The sequence below is a fragment of the Roseiflexus sp. genome, from assembly GCF_057785375.1.
Window position 1 is genome coordinate 1 of the sequence record NZ_JBYNRX010000071.1, and the last position, 13,588, is coordinate 13,588.

Here is a 13,588-nt window from a genome sequence, read left to right on the forward strand (position 1 = left end):
TGTCAGGCGGCAAGCAAGCGCGTCCCTACTGTGCTGCACCTCAGCTGGCGACTGAAGTCGCGCCAGGCAGACGTTCCGCCGGGCGTCCACCTGCGTGGACGCCGCCGTTCCCGTCCGCGCAGGCGGACGGTCGGCCGCAGGACTACCGGGAGCGATTTCAATCGCTGGCAGCCGGAGCGTCGCTTCCTGACACATCATGCCTGCACCCAGTGAAAAGATGCAATCCGGTCATCACCATCGCCACTGCGAGCGGCGTACCGTGTCGTAAGCGGCACGAATTTGACCCGTTCAATGCCAATCAGCGAGAGAAAGACGACGTGCCGCACACCCGCTGCCCGGACTGCTTCCAGCGCAGGCAAGACTCTGAGTTTTCCTTTCGTTCCCTTGACTTTATATAGACCAGTCGTTATAATACCTCCATTCAGTTAATCTGACAGGACTTACGCGGTGGCGCGTTTTCTGGCTTCGCCAGAGCCTGCGGCAGCGCGGCGCTTTCAAAAAGGTGGCGCGGTGCGGCGGCTTTGCCGCCGCACCGTGCCTCAAAAGAAGACAAATACCGCTCTGCCGAAGGCAAGAAGAGCCGTCACGCGACTCGTCCGTAAGGCAACCGCGTAACTCCTGTTAATCTGAAAAGAGGACGCATGTCATGAATCCCGCCAGACAGCACATCCTGGAAGCCGCGGCTCGACTGTTCGAGCGGCAGGGCTACCACGCCACCGGACTGAACGAAATCATCCGCGAGAGTGGTGCGCCCAAAGGTTCGCTGTACTACTACTTCCCTGATGGGAAAGAACAGATCGGCGCCGAGACCGCACTGTGGTCTGCGGGGGACATGTCCGAGCGCATCCGGCGTGGCCTGTCACAGTCCGAACATCCCGCCGAAGCGGTGCGCTTGCTGTCTCTTGGCATCGCCAGGGCAGTGGAAGACTCTGGATTTGCGGTGGGCGGACCCCTGATGATGCTGGCTGCTGAAAGCGTGGTGTGCAGCGAGCGCATCAACGCTGCCTGCCGCGAGGCTTACCGCCAGATGCAGGCAGCCTTTGCCGAAAAATTTGCTGGCGACGACGACCTCGCTGGCTTTGTTCTCTCCACCCTGGAAGGCGCCATCCTGCTCAGTCGTGTCCAGCACAGCGGCGAACCGCTGCGCCGCGCGGCGGAGCACCTTCATTCGTATGTGCAAGCGAGGCTGGCATGAAAATCACGGTCATCAATGATACCTACGCCTTTAGCGGCGCGCAGTCGCCGGAGGTCATCACGCACATCCTGGAAAACGTTGCGAAGGAGCGCCTGTGAAACTGACCATTTTCGGAGCGTCTTCGGCTTCGGGCAAGTTGCTGGTGGAAAAAGCCCTGCAAGCCGGGCATACCGTGACCGCCTTCGTGCGCGACGCCGCGAAGTTGGGCGTCACGCACGAACAATTGGCCGTCATGACCGGGGATGCGTTGAATCCCGCACACGTGGAAGAGGCAGTGAAAGGGAGCGAGGCCGTTTTGAGCGTTCTCGGTCCGAAAGGCAAGCCGATGGTCGTGGCGGCGGAAAGCACCCGCAACATCGTGAACGCTATGCAAAAACACGGCGTCAAACGGCTGGTGGTGGTTTCGGTGGCCGGGATTGCCGTGCCGCAGGACAAGCGCGGCTTCAACCTGATTTCCGCCCTGCTGAAGGTGTTTTTGAAGGATGTCTTCAGCGACCGCGAGCAGCAACTGGCTGTGCTGGAAGCCAGCAACCTGGACTGGGTAGCCGTTCGCGTACCGCGCCTGACCGATGAGCCAGCAACGGGCAACGTGCGGGCTTTCTTCGGCAATCCTTCGCCAAGCCTCAAACTGACCCGATCCGACCTGGCAGACTTCATGCTGGCGCAATTGAATGAAGCGCAATGGCTGCGGCAGGCGCCGATTGTGAGCAACTGAGACGCAATTCCATATATTGTGAACATATGTTCATCACGTGCGTTATCTACGCCATCAACATGCTCGCACTGACCGCACAAAGCCCAGTCGTTGCGGGGTTGGCGACCGGCGTCTCCAGAATCAGGGTGCGTGAGCGCCCTTGGTGCGGTCACCCCGACGGTTCAGCGTCAGGCGTGAGCATATGACGATGGTATAATGATTGCAGCTATGATGCGCCTTGATGAGATCGTCTATGAGCGAAACCTTTGTCCTCGATCTGCCCGAACCGGTTGTGGAAAGCGCGCGCGCCATCGCGCTGCAGAGCCATCGCCGCATCGAAGATGTGTTGTTTGAGTGGATCGACCGCGCAGCAACCGAGGTCCCCATTGAGCTGTTGTCCGACGCTCAGGTGCTGGCGTTATGCGACCTGGAGATGCCGGAGGAGCAGCAAACCAGGCTTCATCACCTGCTGGCAGCCCAGCGCGAAGGCGGGCTGATCGCCGAAGAGCGCGGTCAGCTCGAGAGTCTGATGGGCATCTACCGGCGCGGCATGATCCGCAAAGCGCAGGCGCTGAAGGTTGCGGTTGATCGCGGATTGAAACCGCCGCTGAGTGAACGCAATGCGCCGCGCTCGCATTCCCGCTGATGTCGAAGAGCGTGTGCGCATCGCTGCGCGCCACCGTTGCGGGTATTGCCTCAGCCCGCAGCAGCTCGTCATGGCGCGCCTTGAGATCAAGCACATCATCCCGCTTGCCAACGGCGGCAGCGATGATGAATCCAATCTCTGACTTGCGTGTCCGCTCTGCAACAGCCATAAAGCTGCGAAGATCGACGCTGTGGACCCGATAAGCGGTGTGCGAGTGCCGCTCTTCAATCCCCGCACACAGAAATGGCACGACCACTTCGCCTGGGTAGACGACGGCATCCGCATTGAAGGGCTGACGCCAACCGGGCGTGCGACGGTCGCCGCGCTGCATCTGAGCGATGATCCGGATGCACTGACCGTTCGGAGCTATTGGGTGCTGGCGGGCTGGCATCCGCCTGATGACTGAATGTGTGTTTCCGGCAAGCTCTCACGTCGCATCGCCCGCTTGAGGCATCGGGGCGCCCCAACTCCCCCTCTCCAGCGTCGCTGGAGAGGGGGTCCGGGGGGTGAGGAAAAAAGGCATCCAGACGCGGCAAACGCCCCTTCGACAGGATCATGGCGCGGGCAAGGGGGAAGGCTTTCCCCCTTGCATCCCCCTTCTTAGTCAAGAGCATTTCCAGGTGATCGATGGCGCGGACATAATTCCGGGCCCGCGCCTGGTCAAAGAACACACCGTAGCGCCGCTTACGCTCTTCCGCGGCAATCTGCGCGCGGGCGTGGTCCAGCAACTGCTGCGCCTTGTCGTCATCCGGCGCGTCGACCAGCAGCGCCTCAAGTTCAGTCGCCGCAGCCTGCCAGTCGCCGCGTTTACAGGCTGCCAGCGCCGCATCATAGCGTTCCGTGCGGCGGCGTTGCGCTTCAGCCCAGGCGCGCAGGTTCTGCCGGTCTGGATACCCTGGCGCGCGCCGTTGCAGGTCGTCGAGCCCGCCGAGCACTGCCGCCAGTCGCCATCATCTCTGAGCGCCAGCAGGTCGTGGTAGAGCGCCTGTAACTCCACCTGCCGCCGCGCCTCCGCCAGGCGCGCCTGCACATCACGGTAGTTCGGGTCGGCGGCGGCAATCTCGCTGAGCAGCGTCACGGCGCGCTCCCAGTCGTCACGAAAGGATGCAGATAACGCCGTGCGCCACTGCTGTTCGAGCGCGGCGGGTGAGGGGATGGGCTGCGGCGTTGCGCGTTGTGCCAGGGTAAACAGCGCGCCATCGTTGCCGCGCATCAGCAGTACTGGGATCGCCCAATCGAGGTGGAAGGTGTCGAAGCCATACAGATGGCGCCGTGCCTCGGTCAGGGCGATGTCGATCGGATGGCCATCGGCGAGGTCGGCATAGAAGACCCGCGCCAGTTCTGCCGCGCTATCCGCTGCAATCTCGAATTGCATGGCGATCACTGCCGCCACGCCGCCGCGCACCAGCGCCGCACCCACGCTGCCGAACGGATCATCGCCGCCGCTCACCGCGCCCAGACAGGCGTTCAGCAGCACCAGGCGCGTCTGGCCCCGCTGCTTCTCCAGGTTGAGCCGCAGCGACCCGGCGCTCACTGGTTCGGCATCGCCCTGCGGGTCTTCGAATAGCAGAACGCCTTCGCCGCGTTCGGCATCCAGATCGCCATGGCACAGAATGTGCAGCACATGCACCGGCTGATTCAGCCGGCGCCGTAATGAGTCCAGCGTCCCCGGTCCGCGTCTCACATCCAGTTGAGTCTGGCCACGCTGGATCGGGTCGCGCAGCGCCGTTTCAATCCGCTTCAGTTCGCGATCAACGTTAATCGGGCGCGCACCGCGCGGGCTGGCAAAGACCGCCACGACTCGCAGCGGACCGTCGACGACCAGCGGTTCAATAGGGCGCGGCATTAGAGGAGTGCGAATCAGGGTCGCCTGCTGCGCCAGCGCCAGGAACTCATCATTTTCGGCGTCATAGAGCAATTCCCAGGGAATGGCATCGAGCGCAGCGGGGAGACGCAACCGCACCGCGAGCCGTTGCTGTGGTGCGAGTCTGGCGCAGGCCGCGCGATACTGTGCCAGCACTTCGCCAGCAAAGACCGTCTGAAAGAGCGCTCCGCCCACTTCGCGCGCCCGGCGCAATTCCTCGCCGCCGCGCAAGCGCGGCACCTGCGCCTGACGCACCCACGCCACAATGTCGGTGCGCGGCGGCAGCGCACCTGGATCGAAGGCGAGAGGCAGCGGGCGCGGCGGCAGATCGCTGGCCACCCCTGGCGCAGCGGCGCTGATCAGGTAGCGGCCGCCAGCATCGATCATATGCAGGTCAAAAGCGATGACACCAGACATCGGACGCAACCGCAATGGTGGACCTGGCGCTATTGTACCCGTGCGGATGCGGGGGAGTCAAATACGCGGCGCCGTACCAGAACAAACGCCCGCCACACCTCGTATCATGTACAGAGAACGACTTTTGCAGCGGGAGGTTTCGCTATGGGCGACATTGGACGCCTGTTGATCGGCATGGGCGTGGTGTTGATCGTCATCGGCGCGTTGCTACTGTTTGCGGGAAAGGCGCCGTGGCTGGGGCGATTGCCGGGGGATATTCTCATCGAGCGCGAAAATGTGCGCATCTTCGTCCCGATCGGGACGATGCTGCTCCTCAGCCTGGCGCTGACAATTATTGCCAACCTGGTGGCGCGCTTCTGGCGCTAAAAAAACCCCTGATATGCTTCAGGGGTTCTGGCGCCGTGGAGCCGGCGGCGGGATTCGAACCCGCGACCTACTGTTTACAAGACAGTTGCTCTGCCAGCTGAGCTACGCCGGCACGCTACCATTGTAGCACGGGAGCGCCGGATGCGTCAATGTACGTCTGGACGGATGCCCCCGCTATGCCCCCGGCGGCTACCCGGCACGTCCGCCATGTCCGGCGTTCGGGCGACCCGTGGTCGCCCCGTATCCCCCGCCCCATCCCGTCGGCGCGGGTCTGAGACCCGCCCCTCCCCCACCTCGCCCCATCCCGTCAGGGCGGGTCTCAGACCCGCCCCAACAATGGTATAATGATACCGCCAACACGACGATAGTGTGGGAGAATGTCTATGTCCGCTCTGCTCGCTCCGCGCAATGGCCTGCCGTCGAGCATCGAACCGCCGACCCCGGAGGAAAGTTTGAACGATGCACGGCAGCGCATGGCGCGCACCTTCCGCCGCGATGAGTTTGTCTGGATCATTGCCGAGCGCTACGATGAGCACGCCGCCGCCTGGCTGATCGATGTGCTGCGCCAGGGCGCCGAGGGGCGCTGGATGCGCCAGCGTTACCGGTACGACGTACCGGTGGGCGTGCTCTACTTCCTCGGCGAAAGTGCAGTTGATCGCCAGACGTTTCGTGAGTTGCGCCGCGCCTCCACGCTGTTCGATGTTCCCGCGTGGCAGGATCGCTGATCGCTGCAAGATATGCCGGCTGTCTGCGCACGCAAAATGTGATGCGAGTGAGTTGATCCGGTGCAGGACCCATCTGTGCAAAAGAATGCTGCTCCTTTCGACATTGACGACCTCTATCGCCTCGGCTGGCTCGAAGATCCACAGGTCAGCCCGGATGGCCGCGAGATCGCCTTTGTGCGGGTGACGATTGATCGCCCGGCGAATGCCAACCACCGTTCGATCTGGATCGCGCCAACCGACGGCGGTTCGCCGCGCCGTTTCACCTCCGGGACGAACGACTCCGCCCCGCGCTGGAGTCCCGATGGACGCTGGCTGGCGTTCGTCGGTGTGCGCGGCGATGATCGACCGCAACTCTATGTGCTGCGGCGCGATGGCGGCGAGGCGCGTTGCCTGACTTCGCTGCCGCAGGGGGTCAGTGACCCGGCGTGGAGTCCCGATGGACGGCGGATTGCGTTCCTCGCGCGCCTGAATGCCGCTGAGCGCGCAAGCGAGGATGCAGACAAGCCGGAACCTGGCGGGGAAGGCTTCAAACCTGCCTCTGCCACCGATGCGTTTACGCGCAAACAACAGGCTGAGCGCCGCAAATACGAGGAAGAGCGCCGCTTCGACCCGCGCGTGGTGCGGCGCCTCCCCTACCGCGCCGGCGTCGAGTTCTTCGACGACCACTACGCGCAGATCTATGTCGTCGAGGTTCCCGTCGATGATGATGCGCCTGTGCCGACGCCCCGCCGCATTACCGACGCCGACCTCGATCTTGGCGCGCCAGTGTGGATGCCGGACGGTCAGGCGGTGCTGACGACCGCGACGCGCGATCCGGAAGGGGACTCGCAGTTCTTCTTCTTCGATGTGCTGCGCGTGCCGGTTCTGGCGGAAGGACGCGCCGATCCGCAGCGCCTTACGACGCCCGGATTTACCCATTTTGCGCCCCAATCATCGCCGGACGGACGCTGGATTGCATGCCTGCGCTCGCCCGAAGGTCAACCGTTCGCTTCGGCGACGTCGCTGGTCGTGATGGACGCTTCCGGCGGCAAGCTGCGCGATCTGACCGCCGCCGCCGACCTCAACATCGCTGCTTTCGACTGGTTGCCGGGGAGTGATGGATTACTGTGCCTCGCCGGGCTGCGCGGCGCGCAGCCGCTGTGGCGCGTCGCGCTGGACGGTAGCAGATGCGAACGGCTTGCCCACATGCCCGATGACCGTGTCATCGCCGAGTTCGATGTCGGCAGCGACGGGACGGTTGCGTTTGTGGCGGGGGATGCCGCTAACCCCTGTGAGTTGTACGCCCGCGATGCGCGTGGCGTCGAGCGCCGGTTGACCGCATTCAACGCGCCGTTGCTGGCGGAACGGATCGTTGCTCCGTTCAAGGAATTGGTCTACACTGCGCCGGATGGACACGAGGTGCAGGGGTGGGTGATCCATCCGCCCGATTTCGACCCGGCGCGGCCCGGCGGCTATCCCCTCGCGGTCTATATTCACGGCGGACCCCATCTGATGTGGGGACCGGGCGTGCGCAGCATGTGGCACGAGTGGCAGACCGCCGCAGCACGCGGGTATGTGGTCTTCTTCTGCAACCCGCGTGGCTCCGATGGGTATGGCAACGCCTGGCGCCTGGCGACGCAGGCGAATTGGGGGTTTGCCGACGCACCCGACATTCACGCCGGGATCGACGCGCTGATTGCGCGCAGATACATCGATCCGCGCCGCATAGCGGTTACCGGCGGTTCGTATGGCGGGTACATGACTGCCTGGCTGATCGCGCACAGCGATCGGTTCGCCTGCGCCGCCGCAGCGCGCGGCGTCTACAATTTGCTGACGCAGCACAGCACCAGCGATGCGCACGAACTGGTCGAACTGGTCTTTGAAGGGTTCCCGTGGGAGAACCACGAGTTGCTCTGGCGACATTCGCCGCTGGCATATGCCCACCGTATTACCACACCGCTGCTCATTCTGCATGCCGAGCGCGACTACCGCGTGCCAATCAGCGAGGCAGAGCAGTTGTTCGCTTTCCTGCGGCGGCGCAAGCAGATCGTCGAATTCGTGCGCTACCCGCGCGAGGGGCACGAACTGACCCGCACCGGCGAACCGGATCATCGCGCCGATCATATGCGCCGCATCCTGGAATGGTTTGATCGCTTCTGCCAACCGCGTGCCGGCGATAATGACGCATCTCGTGGGGAGGATGCCGATGGCTGAGCATCATCAGGGGTCCGATTCGCATCCCTGGGCGGAGTTGACCGCGCCGCAGGCGCTGTCGCTCGTACTGCGCGACCTGTATGTGCCGGTGAGCGCGCTCGGCGATCAGGTCAGCCGCCTGGCGAACGAGACGCTCGACGATGGCGAACGCACCGAGATCATCGGCCACATGCGCGCCCGAATCGATGATCTGAGCCGTCTGGTGGTGTTGCTCAAACGGTACCTCGATGACTATTCAATTCAGGCTTGAAAAGCGAGTGCCGCTATGACGCCTTTCCTGACCCGCCGAAAACTGCTGACCGAGCGTCAGGAGGCGCTGCTCGAAGAGATTCGCGCGGCGCTGGAGGCGTTGCGCGCCGCATTGCAACGGTTCGGCGTCGATGTGGCGCCCGCCGATGTGCGGATTCTCGATGACACCATCACCCACCTCGACGAACTGTTCCTGCTCGTCGTCGCCGGTGAATATAATTCGGGCAAGTCGAGTTTCATCAATGCACTCCTGGGAGCGCCGGTGGTCGCCGAGGGGGTGACTCCGACGACCGACCGGATTACGGTGCTGCGCTATGGCGACACGCCGGGTGAAGCAGTCAGCGGCGCGCTGCTGGTCGAGCACCGTTTCCCTGCCGAGGTGCTGCGCCGCATGGCAATTGTAGACACGCCGGGCACGAATGCGATCATCCGGCGCCACGAAGAGTTGACGCGCGACTTCATTCCCCGCGCCGACCTGGTGCTGTTCATTACATCCGCCACTCAGCCGTTTTCCGCCAGTGAACGCGCCTTTCTCGAACTCATCCGCGATTGGGGCAAAAAGGTCGTGATCATTGTCAACAAAGCCGACCTGCTCGATGACGCCGGTCTGGCCGAAGTGGTCACATTCGTTGGCAGGCACGCCGAAGACCTGTTTGGCATCCGTCCAGAAATCTTCCCCGTCTCGGCGCGGCTGGCGCGCCAGGCGCGCGACGGCGACGACCAGGCATTGTGGGATGCCAGTCGCTTCCCGGAGATCGAACGGTATATCAGTGAGACCCTCGACGAAGAGCAGCGTGTGCGGCTGAAACTCCTCTCGCCGCTCGGCGTGGCGCGCCGACTGGCGGAACGCTACCTGGTCGCCGTCGAGGATCGCCTGACGGCGCTGCGCGACGATGTTGCCGCGATTGAGAATATCGAACGGCAACTCGAGCAGTTCCGCAGCGATCTTGCCGACGATTTCCAGCGCCATCGCGCCGATGTCGCCAATATTCTCAACGAGTTCGAGCTCCGCGGCATGCAGTTCTTCGATGATACCATCCGTGTGAGCAATCTGTTCAACCTGGTTCGTCATCAGCAGGAGATCAGTGAAACATTTGCGCGCGATGTCGTCGCCGACGTGCCGCAACAGATCGAAGAGCGCTTGCAGGCGCTCATCGACTGGATGGTGGGAAAGAACCTGCGTATGTGGCAGGGGGTCATGGAGTATCTGCGCCGCGAACGGGCGGTGCAGCAGCGCAGCGGACTGATCGGCGAGATCGGCGGGACCTTCGAGTACAACCGGAATGCGCTGATCGAAACGGTGGCCCGCGAGGCGGAAAAGGTCGTCGCCACCTACGACCGCGAGGCGGAAGCGCAGGCGCTGACCGAGGAGGTGCGTTCCGCAATCGCCGGTTCGACGCTGGTGGGCGCCGGCGCACTTGGGATCGGAACGTTGCTGGTGCTGCTGCTGCACAGCGCCCTGCTCGACGTGACCGGCGTGCTGGTCGCCGGGGTGCTGGCGCTCGGCGGGTTGTACATCATCCCGAACAAGCGGCGCCAGATCAAACGCCAGTTCCATCAGCGCGTCGCCGATCTGCGCGAGACGCTCACCGAAACGATGGAACGCCAGTTCAATGCTGAACTCGACCGCATGATCACCCGCATCCGCGACGCCATCGACCCCTACACTCGCTTCGTCTATACCCAGCATGACCATCTGCTGACGACCCAGCGCGAACTGTCGGACGCCGAAGCGTCCATTGGTCGATTGCAGGCGGAAGTGGAGCGATCATGACGAGGTGGCGTATGCAACCATCAGGAATCATCACCCTGACAACCGACTTCGGGCTGGCCGATAGTTACGTCGGCATCATGAAAGGGGTCATTCTCGGAATTGCGCCCAGAGCGACCATCGTGGACATCACCCATCAGATTGCACCGCAGGACGTTCACCAGGCCGCTTACATCGTGCAGACCTTCGGCGCCTTCTTCCCACCGGGAACGGTCCACGTGGTGGTCGTTGATCCTGGGGTTGGGAGTCAACGGCGCCGGATCATTCTGACGACCCCGGTCGCTGCCTATGTCGCGCCGGACAATGGCGTGCTGACGTATGCATGGCGCGAAGCGATCGCACGATGGGGCGCGGAAAAGTGCGCCGTCTACAACCTGACCGAGGCGCGCTACTGGTTGCCGCATGTCAGCAGCACGTTCCACGGGCGCGACGTATTCGCGCCAGTGGCGGCGCACCTCACCCTCGGCGTTCCGCCGGCGGAGTTCGGCGAGCGGTGCGCGGAGATCGTCGAAGCCGTCCTCGAGCAACCGTCGCGCGGACGGCACGGCGAACTCGTCGGGCGGATCATCCACATCGACCATTTCGGCAACTGCATTACCAATATCACGCTGAATCACCTGAAGGAAGCGGGGGTTGGCGAGCGCATGGTCGCACAGTTGATCGGGCAACGGATCGAAGGCCTGTACCGGACCTACGCCGATGTGCCGATTGGCGCGCTGGTTGCGCTGATCGGCAGCAGCGATCACCTGGAGATCGCCGTGCGCAATGGCAATGCCGCGCAAACCCTGGGCGCCGGGATCGGCGACATCGTGCGCGTGTTCCCGTTTACGCACGATGCGTCGTAGCGCAATGGCGAAAATTTGTTTTGCAATCCGCCGATTTTCCTGTAATATTCTCTTGACGCTCAATACGCAGATTGCTATAATGATCAACACCTGGAATACCAGGCCTCCTACCCGCCCCCTGAGATGTCTGGCTGTATCGGTGCAGCGACCAGCGGGTGCAGAGATCTGCGATGAACCGCATCTCTTCGTTGGGGCAGCGCACCATCTACAGTTGGAGTCAATGCACATTATCAGGACCACAGATACCCGACCGACAGCGGCAGCACAGGCTGTTGCAATCGGTCCATTTTGCCGCAGGCATTCGCACGGCGCGCGAATGGCGGCAATCAACCAGGAGGATGATTCATGACAATCCAGAGCGGCGTTTCGTTGCTGCAGCGGGTGGTCGAGCTCCAGGACCTGAAAACGTTTCGGGAACTGAACTGGACCGGCTCCTTCGGTGATTATCTGGACATTGTCGCCCGCAATCCGAAGGTGACACGCAATGCGTTTCAGCGTATCTACGACATGATTATGTCGTATGGGTACGAAGAGTTCATTGACGCCAAGAAGAAGTTGATCCGCTATCACTTCTTCAGCGACCCCTCGTTCGACGCCGACGATGCCATCTTCGGTCTCGAAATTCCGCTCATGCGGCTGGTCAACTTCTTCAAAGCCGCAGCGCAGGGGTATGGCACCGAAAAGCGCGTGCTTCTGCTCCACGGTCCGGTTGGTTCGTCCAAGTCCACCATCGTCCGGCGTTTGAAGCGCGGGCTTGAGCACTACTCGAAAGCGGAGGCGGGCGCGCTCTATACCTTCGACTGGTACATGGGCGTGATCGACTCCGAGAATTGGGACTGGCGGCAGGTGCCGGAGTCGGAGTGGGAAAAGTGCCCGATGCACGAGGAGCCGCTGCGCCTCATTCCGGCGGAGACGCGCGAGCGTTTTATTGAGGAGTTGACCGACGGCTATAACGGCGAGTACGCCATCCACATCGTCGGCGACCTCTGTCCGTCGTGTCGCTTCAACTTCCGCGATCTCATGCTGCGCTACCAGGGCGACTGGAGCCAGGTCATTCGCCATGTGCGAGTGCGGCGCCTCGTCTTTAGCGAACAGGACCGGATCGGCATCGGGACGTTCCAGCCGAAGGATGAGAAGAACCAGGATTCGACCGAACTGACGGGCGATATCAACTATCGCAAGATTGCGATCTATGGGTCGGACTCGGACCCGCGCGCGTTCAACTTCGACGGCGAGTTCAATATCGCCAACCGCGGCATCATTGAGTTCATCGAGATGCTCAAACTGGATGTCGCCTTCCTCTACGACCTGCTCGGCGCGTCGCAGGAGCACAAGATCAAGTCGAAGAAGTTCGCGCAGACCGATATCGATGAGGTGATCATCGGGCATACCAACTCGCCGGAGTATCGCCGCCTCGAAAACAACGAGTTTATGGAAGCGCTCAAGGACCGCACCGTCCGCATCGATATTCCGTACATCACCCGCCTGCGCGACGAGATCAAGATCTACGAGCGCGACTTCAACAAGAAGCGGGTCAAGGTGCATATCGCGCCGCATACGCTCGAAGTGGCGGCGATGTGGGCTGTGCTGACGCGCCTCGATGAGCCGAAGAAGCCAAACCTGACCCTGTTGCAGAAGCTCAAGCTCTACAATGGGCGCACGCTGCCTGGCTTCACCGAGGACAATATCAAAGAACTGCGCAAGGAAGCGCCCAACGAGGGCATGCAGGGCATTAGCCCGCGCTACATCCAGGATAAAATCTCGAATGCGCTGGTCAACTATCAGGCGGATGGGTATATCAACCCGTTTATGGTGCTCAACGAACTCGAGAATGGGCTGAAGAACCACGCGCTTATCACCTCGGAGGAGGATCGCAAGCGCTACCGCGATCTGCTCTCGGTGGTGAAAGAGGAGTATACCGAGATCGTGAAGAACGAAGTGCAGCGCGCCATCAGCGCCGATGAGGAAGCGATTAAGCGTCTCTGCGCCAACTACATCGACAACATCAAAGCCTATACGCAGCGCGAGCGGGTGCGTAACAAGTTCACGGGCCAGTTCGAGGAGCCGGACGAGCGGCTGATGCGCTCGATCGAGGAGAAAATCGACATCCCCGAAAGCCGCAAGGACGACTTCCGCCGCGAGATCATGAACTACATCGGCGCCCTGGCGATTGAGGGCAAAACGTTCGATTACAAGACGAACGAGCGGTTGCACAAGGCGCTCGAACTCAAATTGTTCGAGGACCAGAAGGACTCGATCAAACTTACGTCGCTCGTCTCGCGGGTCATCGATAAGGATACCCAGGAGAAGATCGACGTGGTCAAGGCGCGCCTGATCCGCGATTTCGGCTATAACGAACAGAGCGCAACCGATGTGCTCAACTATGTAGCCAGCATCTTCGCGCGCGGCGATATGAGGCACTAAGCGCCTGTCTGGGCGGGCGAAGGCAGTGCCTTCGCCTACCCGGCAAGCGCCGAAAGGCAAAAGGTAAAAGGTAAAAGGCAAAAGGCAAAAGGCAAAAGGTAAAAGGCGCAAGGTCAGGGGCAAGCGGCGAGAGAGGAGTAGAGACCAGGAAACCAGGTTCTTAGTTCTCAGTTCTTAGTTCTCAGTTCTCGGTTCTCAG

General features: G+C 62.1%; 15 protein-coding genes and 1 tRNA gene. 12 read left to right on the forward strand and 4 right to left on the reverse strand.

Translation table 11 applies throughout. The features are described 5' to 3' along the window. Window positions 1-198: hypothetical protein (locus AC3EA7_RS12415; protein ID WP_488614374.1), on the reverse strand; the 198-nt coding region annotated here is incomplete at its 3' end. Continuing rightward, window positions 195-359 carry a hypothetical protein gene (locus AC3EA7_RS12420; RefSeq protein WP_488614375.1) on the reverse strand — a complete coding sequence of 55 codons (165 nt, stop codon included), beginning with the start codon at window positions 357-359 and terminating at the stop codon, window positions 195-197. The genes AC3EA7_RS12420 and AC3EA7_RS12415, both read right to left, overlap by 4 nt. Window positions 360-646: 287 nt before the next feature. On the opposite strand from AC3EA7_RS12420, the gene AC3EA7_RS12425 reads away from it, so the two are divergent. From AC3EA7_RS12425 to AC3EA7_RS12445, 5 genes are all read left to right on the forward strand, one after another. Then, complete coding sequence (locus AC3EA7_RS12425) at window positions 647-1,195, forward strand: TetR/AcrR family transcriptional regulator (RefSeq protein WP_488614376.1); 549 nt, start codon at window positions 647-649, stop codon at window positions 1,193-1,195. Between the two features lie 94 nt (window positions 1,196-1,289). Further along, complete coding sequence (locus AC3EA7_RS12430; RefSeq protein WP_488614377.1) at window positions 1,290-1,910, forward strand: NAD(P)-dependent oxidoreductase; 621 nt, start codon at window positions 1,290-1,292, stop codon at window positions 1,908-1,910. 232 nt (window positions 1,911-2,142) lie between these two features. Continuing rightward, window positions 2,143-2,535 (forward strand): hypothetical protein, encoded by a 393-nt coding sequence (locus tag AC3EA7_RS12435; RefSeq protein WP_488614378.1) that lies wholly within the window; start codon window positions 2,143-2,145, stop codon window positions 2,533-2,535. Continuing rightward, a complete protein-coding gene (locus tag AC3EA7_RS12440; RefSeq protein WP_488614379.1) occupies window positions 2,510-2,677 on the forward strand; it encodes an HNH endonuclease in 168 nt (55 codons plus the stop codon). Before AC3EA7_RS12435 ends, AC3EA7_RS12440 begins: the two co-directional genes overlap by 26 nt. 48 nt (window positions 2,678-2,725) lie before the next feature. Then, a complete protein-coding gene (locus tag AC3EA7_RS12445; protein WP_488614380.1) occupies window positions 2,726-2,941 on the forward strand; it encodes a hypothetical protein in 216 nt (71 codons plus the stop codon). A gap of 198 nt (window positions 2,942-3,139) precedes the next feature. On the opposite strand, the gene AC3EA7_RS12450 is transcribed toward AC3EA7_RS12445, so the two are convergent. Further along, window positions 3,140-4,816, reverse strand: coding sequence for a CHAT domain-containing protein (locus AC3EA7_RS12450; protein WP_488614381.1), 1,677 nt, complete (start codon window positions 4,814-4,816; stop codon window positions 3,140-3,142). Window positions 4,817-4,960: 144 nt separating this feature from the next. On the opposite strand from AC3EA7_RS12450, the gene AC3EA7_RS12455 reads away from it, so the two are divergent. Further along, window positions 4,961-5,182 carry a DUF2905 domain-containing protein gene (locus AC3EA7_RS12455; protein WP_488614382.1) on the forward strand — a complete coding sequence of 74 codons (222 nt, stop codon included), beginning with the start codon at window positions 4,961-4,963 and terminating at the stop codon, window positions 5,180-5,182. A 36-nt stretch (window positions 5,183-5,218) separates the two neighbouring features. Here AC3EA7_RS12455 and AC3EA7_RS12460 read toward each other — a convergent pair. After that, window positions 5,219-5,294: transfer RNA gene (locus AC3EA7_RS12460), tRNA-Thr, on the reverse strand. Between the two features lie 271 nt (window positions 5,295-5,565). On the opposite strand from AC3EA7_RS12460, the gene AC3EA7_RS12465 reads away from it, so the two are divergent. The 6 genes from AC3EA7_RS12465 to AC3EA7_RS12490 all read left to right on the forward strand — a co-directional run bounded on the left by AC3EA7_RS12465 (window position 5,566) and on the right by AC3EA7_RS12490 (window position 13,389). Further along, on the forward strand, window positions 5,566-5,907 hold the full coding sequence (locus tag AC3EA7_RS12465; RefSeq protein ID WP_488614383.1) for a hypothetical protein: 342 nt from the start codon (window positions 5,566-5,568) through the stop codon (window positions 5,905-5,907). Window positions 5,908-5,982: 75 nt separating this feature from the next. Further along, complete coding sequence (locus AC3EA7_RS12470; RefSeq protein ID WP_488614384.1) at window positions 5,983-8,100, forward strand: S9 family peptidase; 2,118 nt, start codon at window positions 5,983-5,985, stop codon at window positions 8,098-8,100. Continuing rightward, window positions 8,093-8,350, forward strand: coding sequence for a hypothetical protein (locus AC3EA7_RS12475; protein ID WP_488614385.1), 258 nt, complete (start codon window positions 8,093-8,095; stop codon window positions 8,348-8,350). The genes AC3EA7_RS12470 and AC3EA7_RS12475 overlap by 8 nt, the downstream gene beginning before the upstream one ends. A gap of 15 nt (window positions 8,351-8,365) precedes the next feature. Continuing rightward, window positions 8,366-10,123, forward strand: a complete 1,758-nt coding sequence (locus AC3EA7_RS12480) for a dynamin family protein (protein ID WP_488614386.1) — start codon at window positions 8,366-8,368, stop codon at window positions 10,121-10,123. An 11-nt stretch (window positions 10,124-10,134) separates the two neighbouring features. Next, entirely contained in the window at window positions 10,135-10,965 is an 831-nt protein-coding gene (locus AC3EA7_RS12485; RefSeq protein WP_488614387.1) for an SAM hydrolase/SAM-dependent halogenase family protein, read from the forward strand. A 345-nt stretch (window positions 10,966-11,310) separates the two neighbouring features. Further along, the gene (locus AC3EA7_RS12490; protein WP_488614388.1) at window positions 11,311-13,389 is read left to right on the forward strand and encodes a PrkA family serine protein kinase; all 2,079 of its coding nucleotides are present in this window, start codon (window positions 11,311-11,313) and stop codon (window positions 13,387-13,389) included. Window positions 13,390-13,588: the final 199 nt, after the last annotated feature.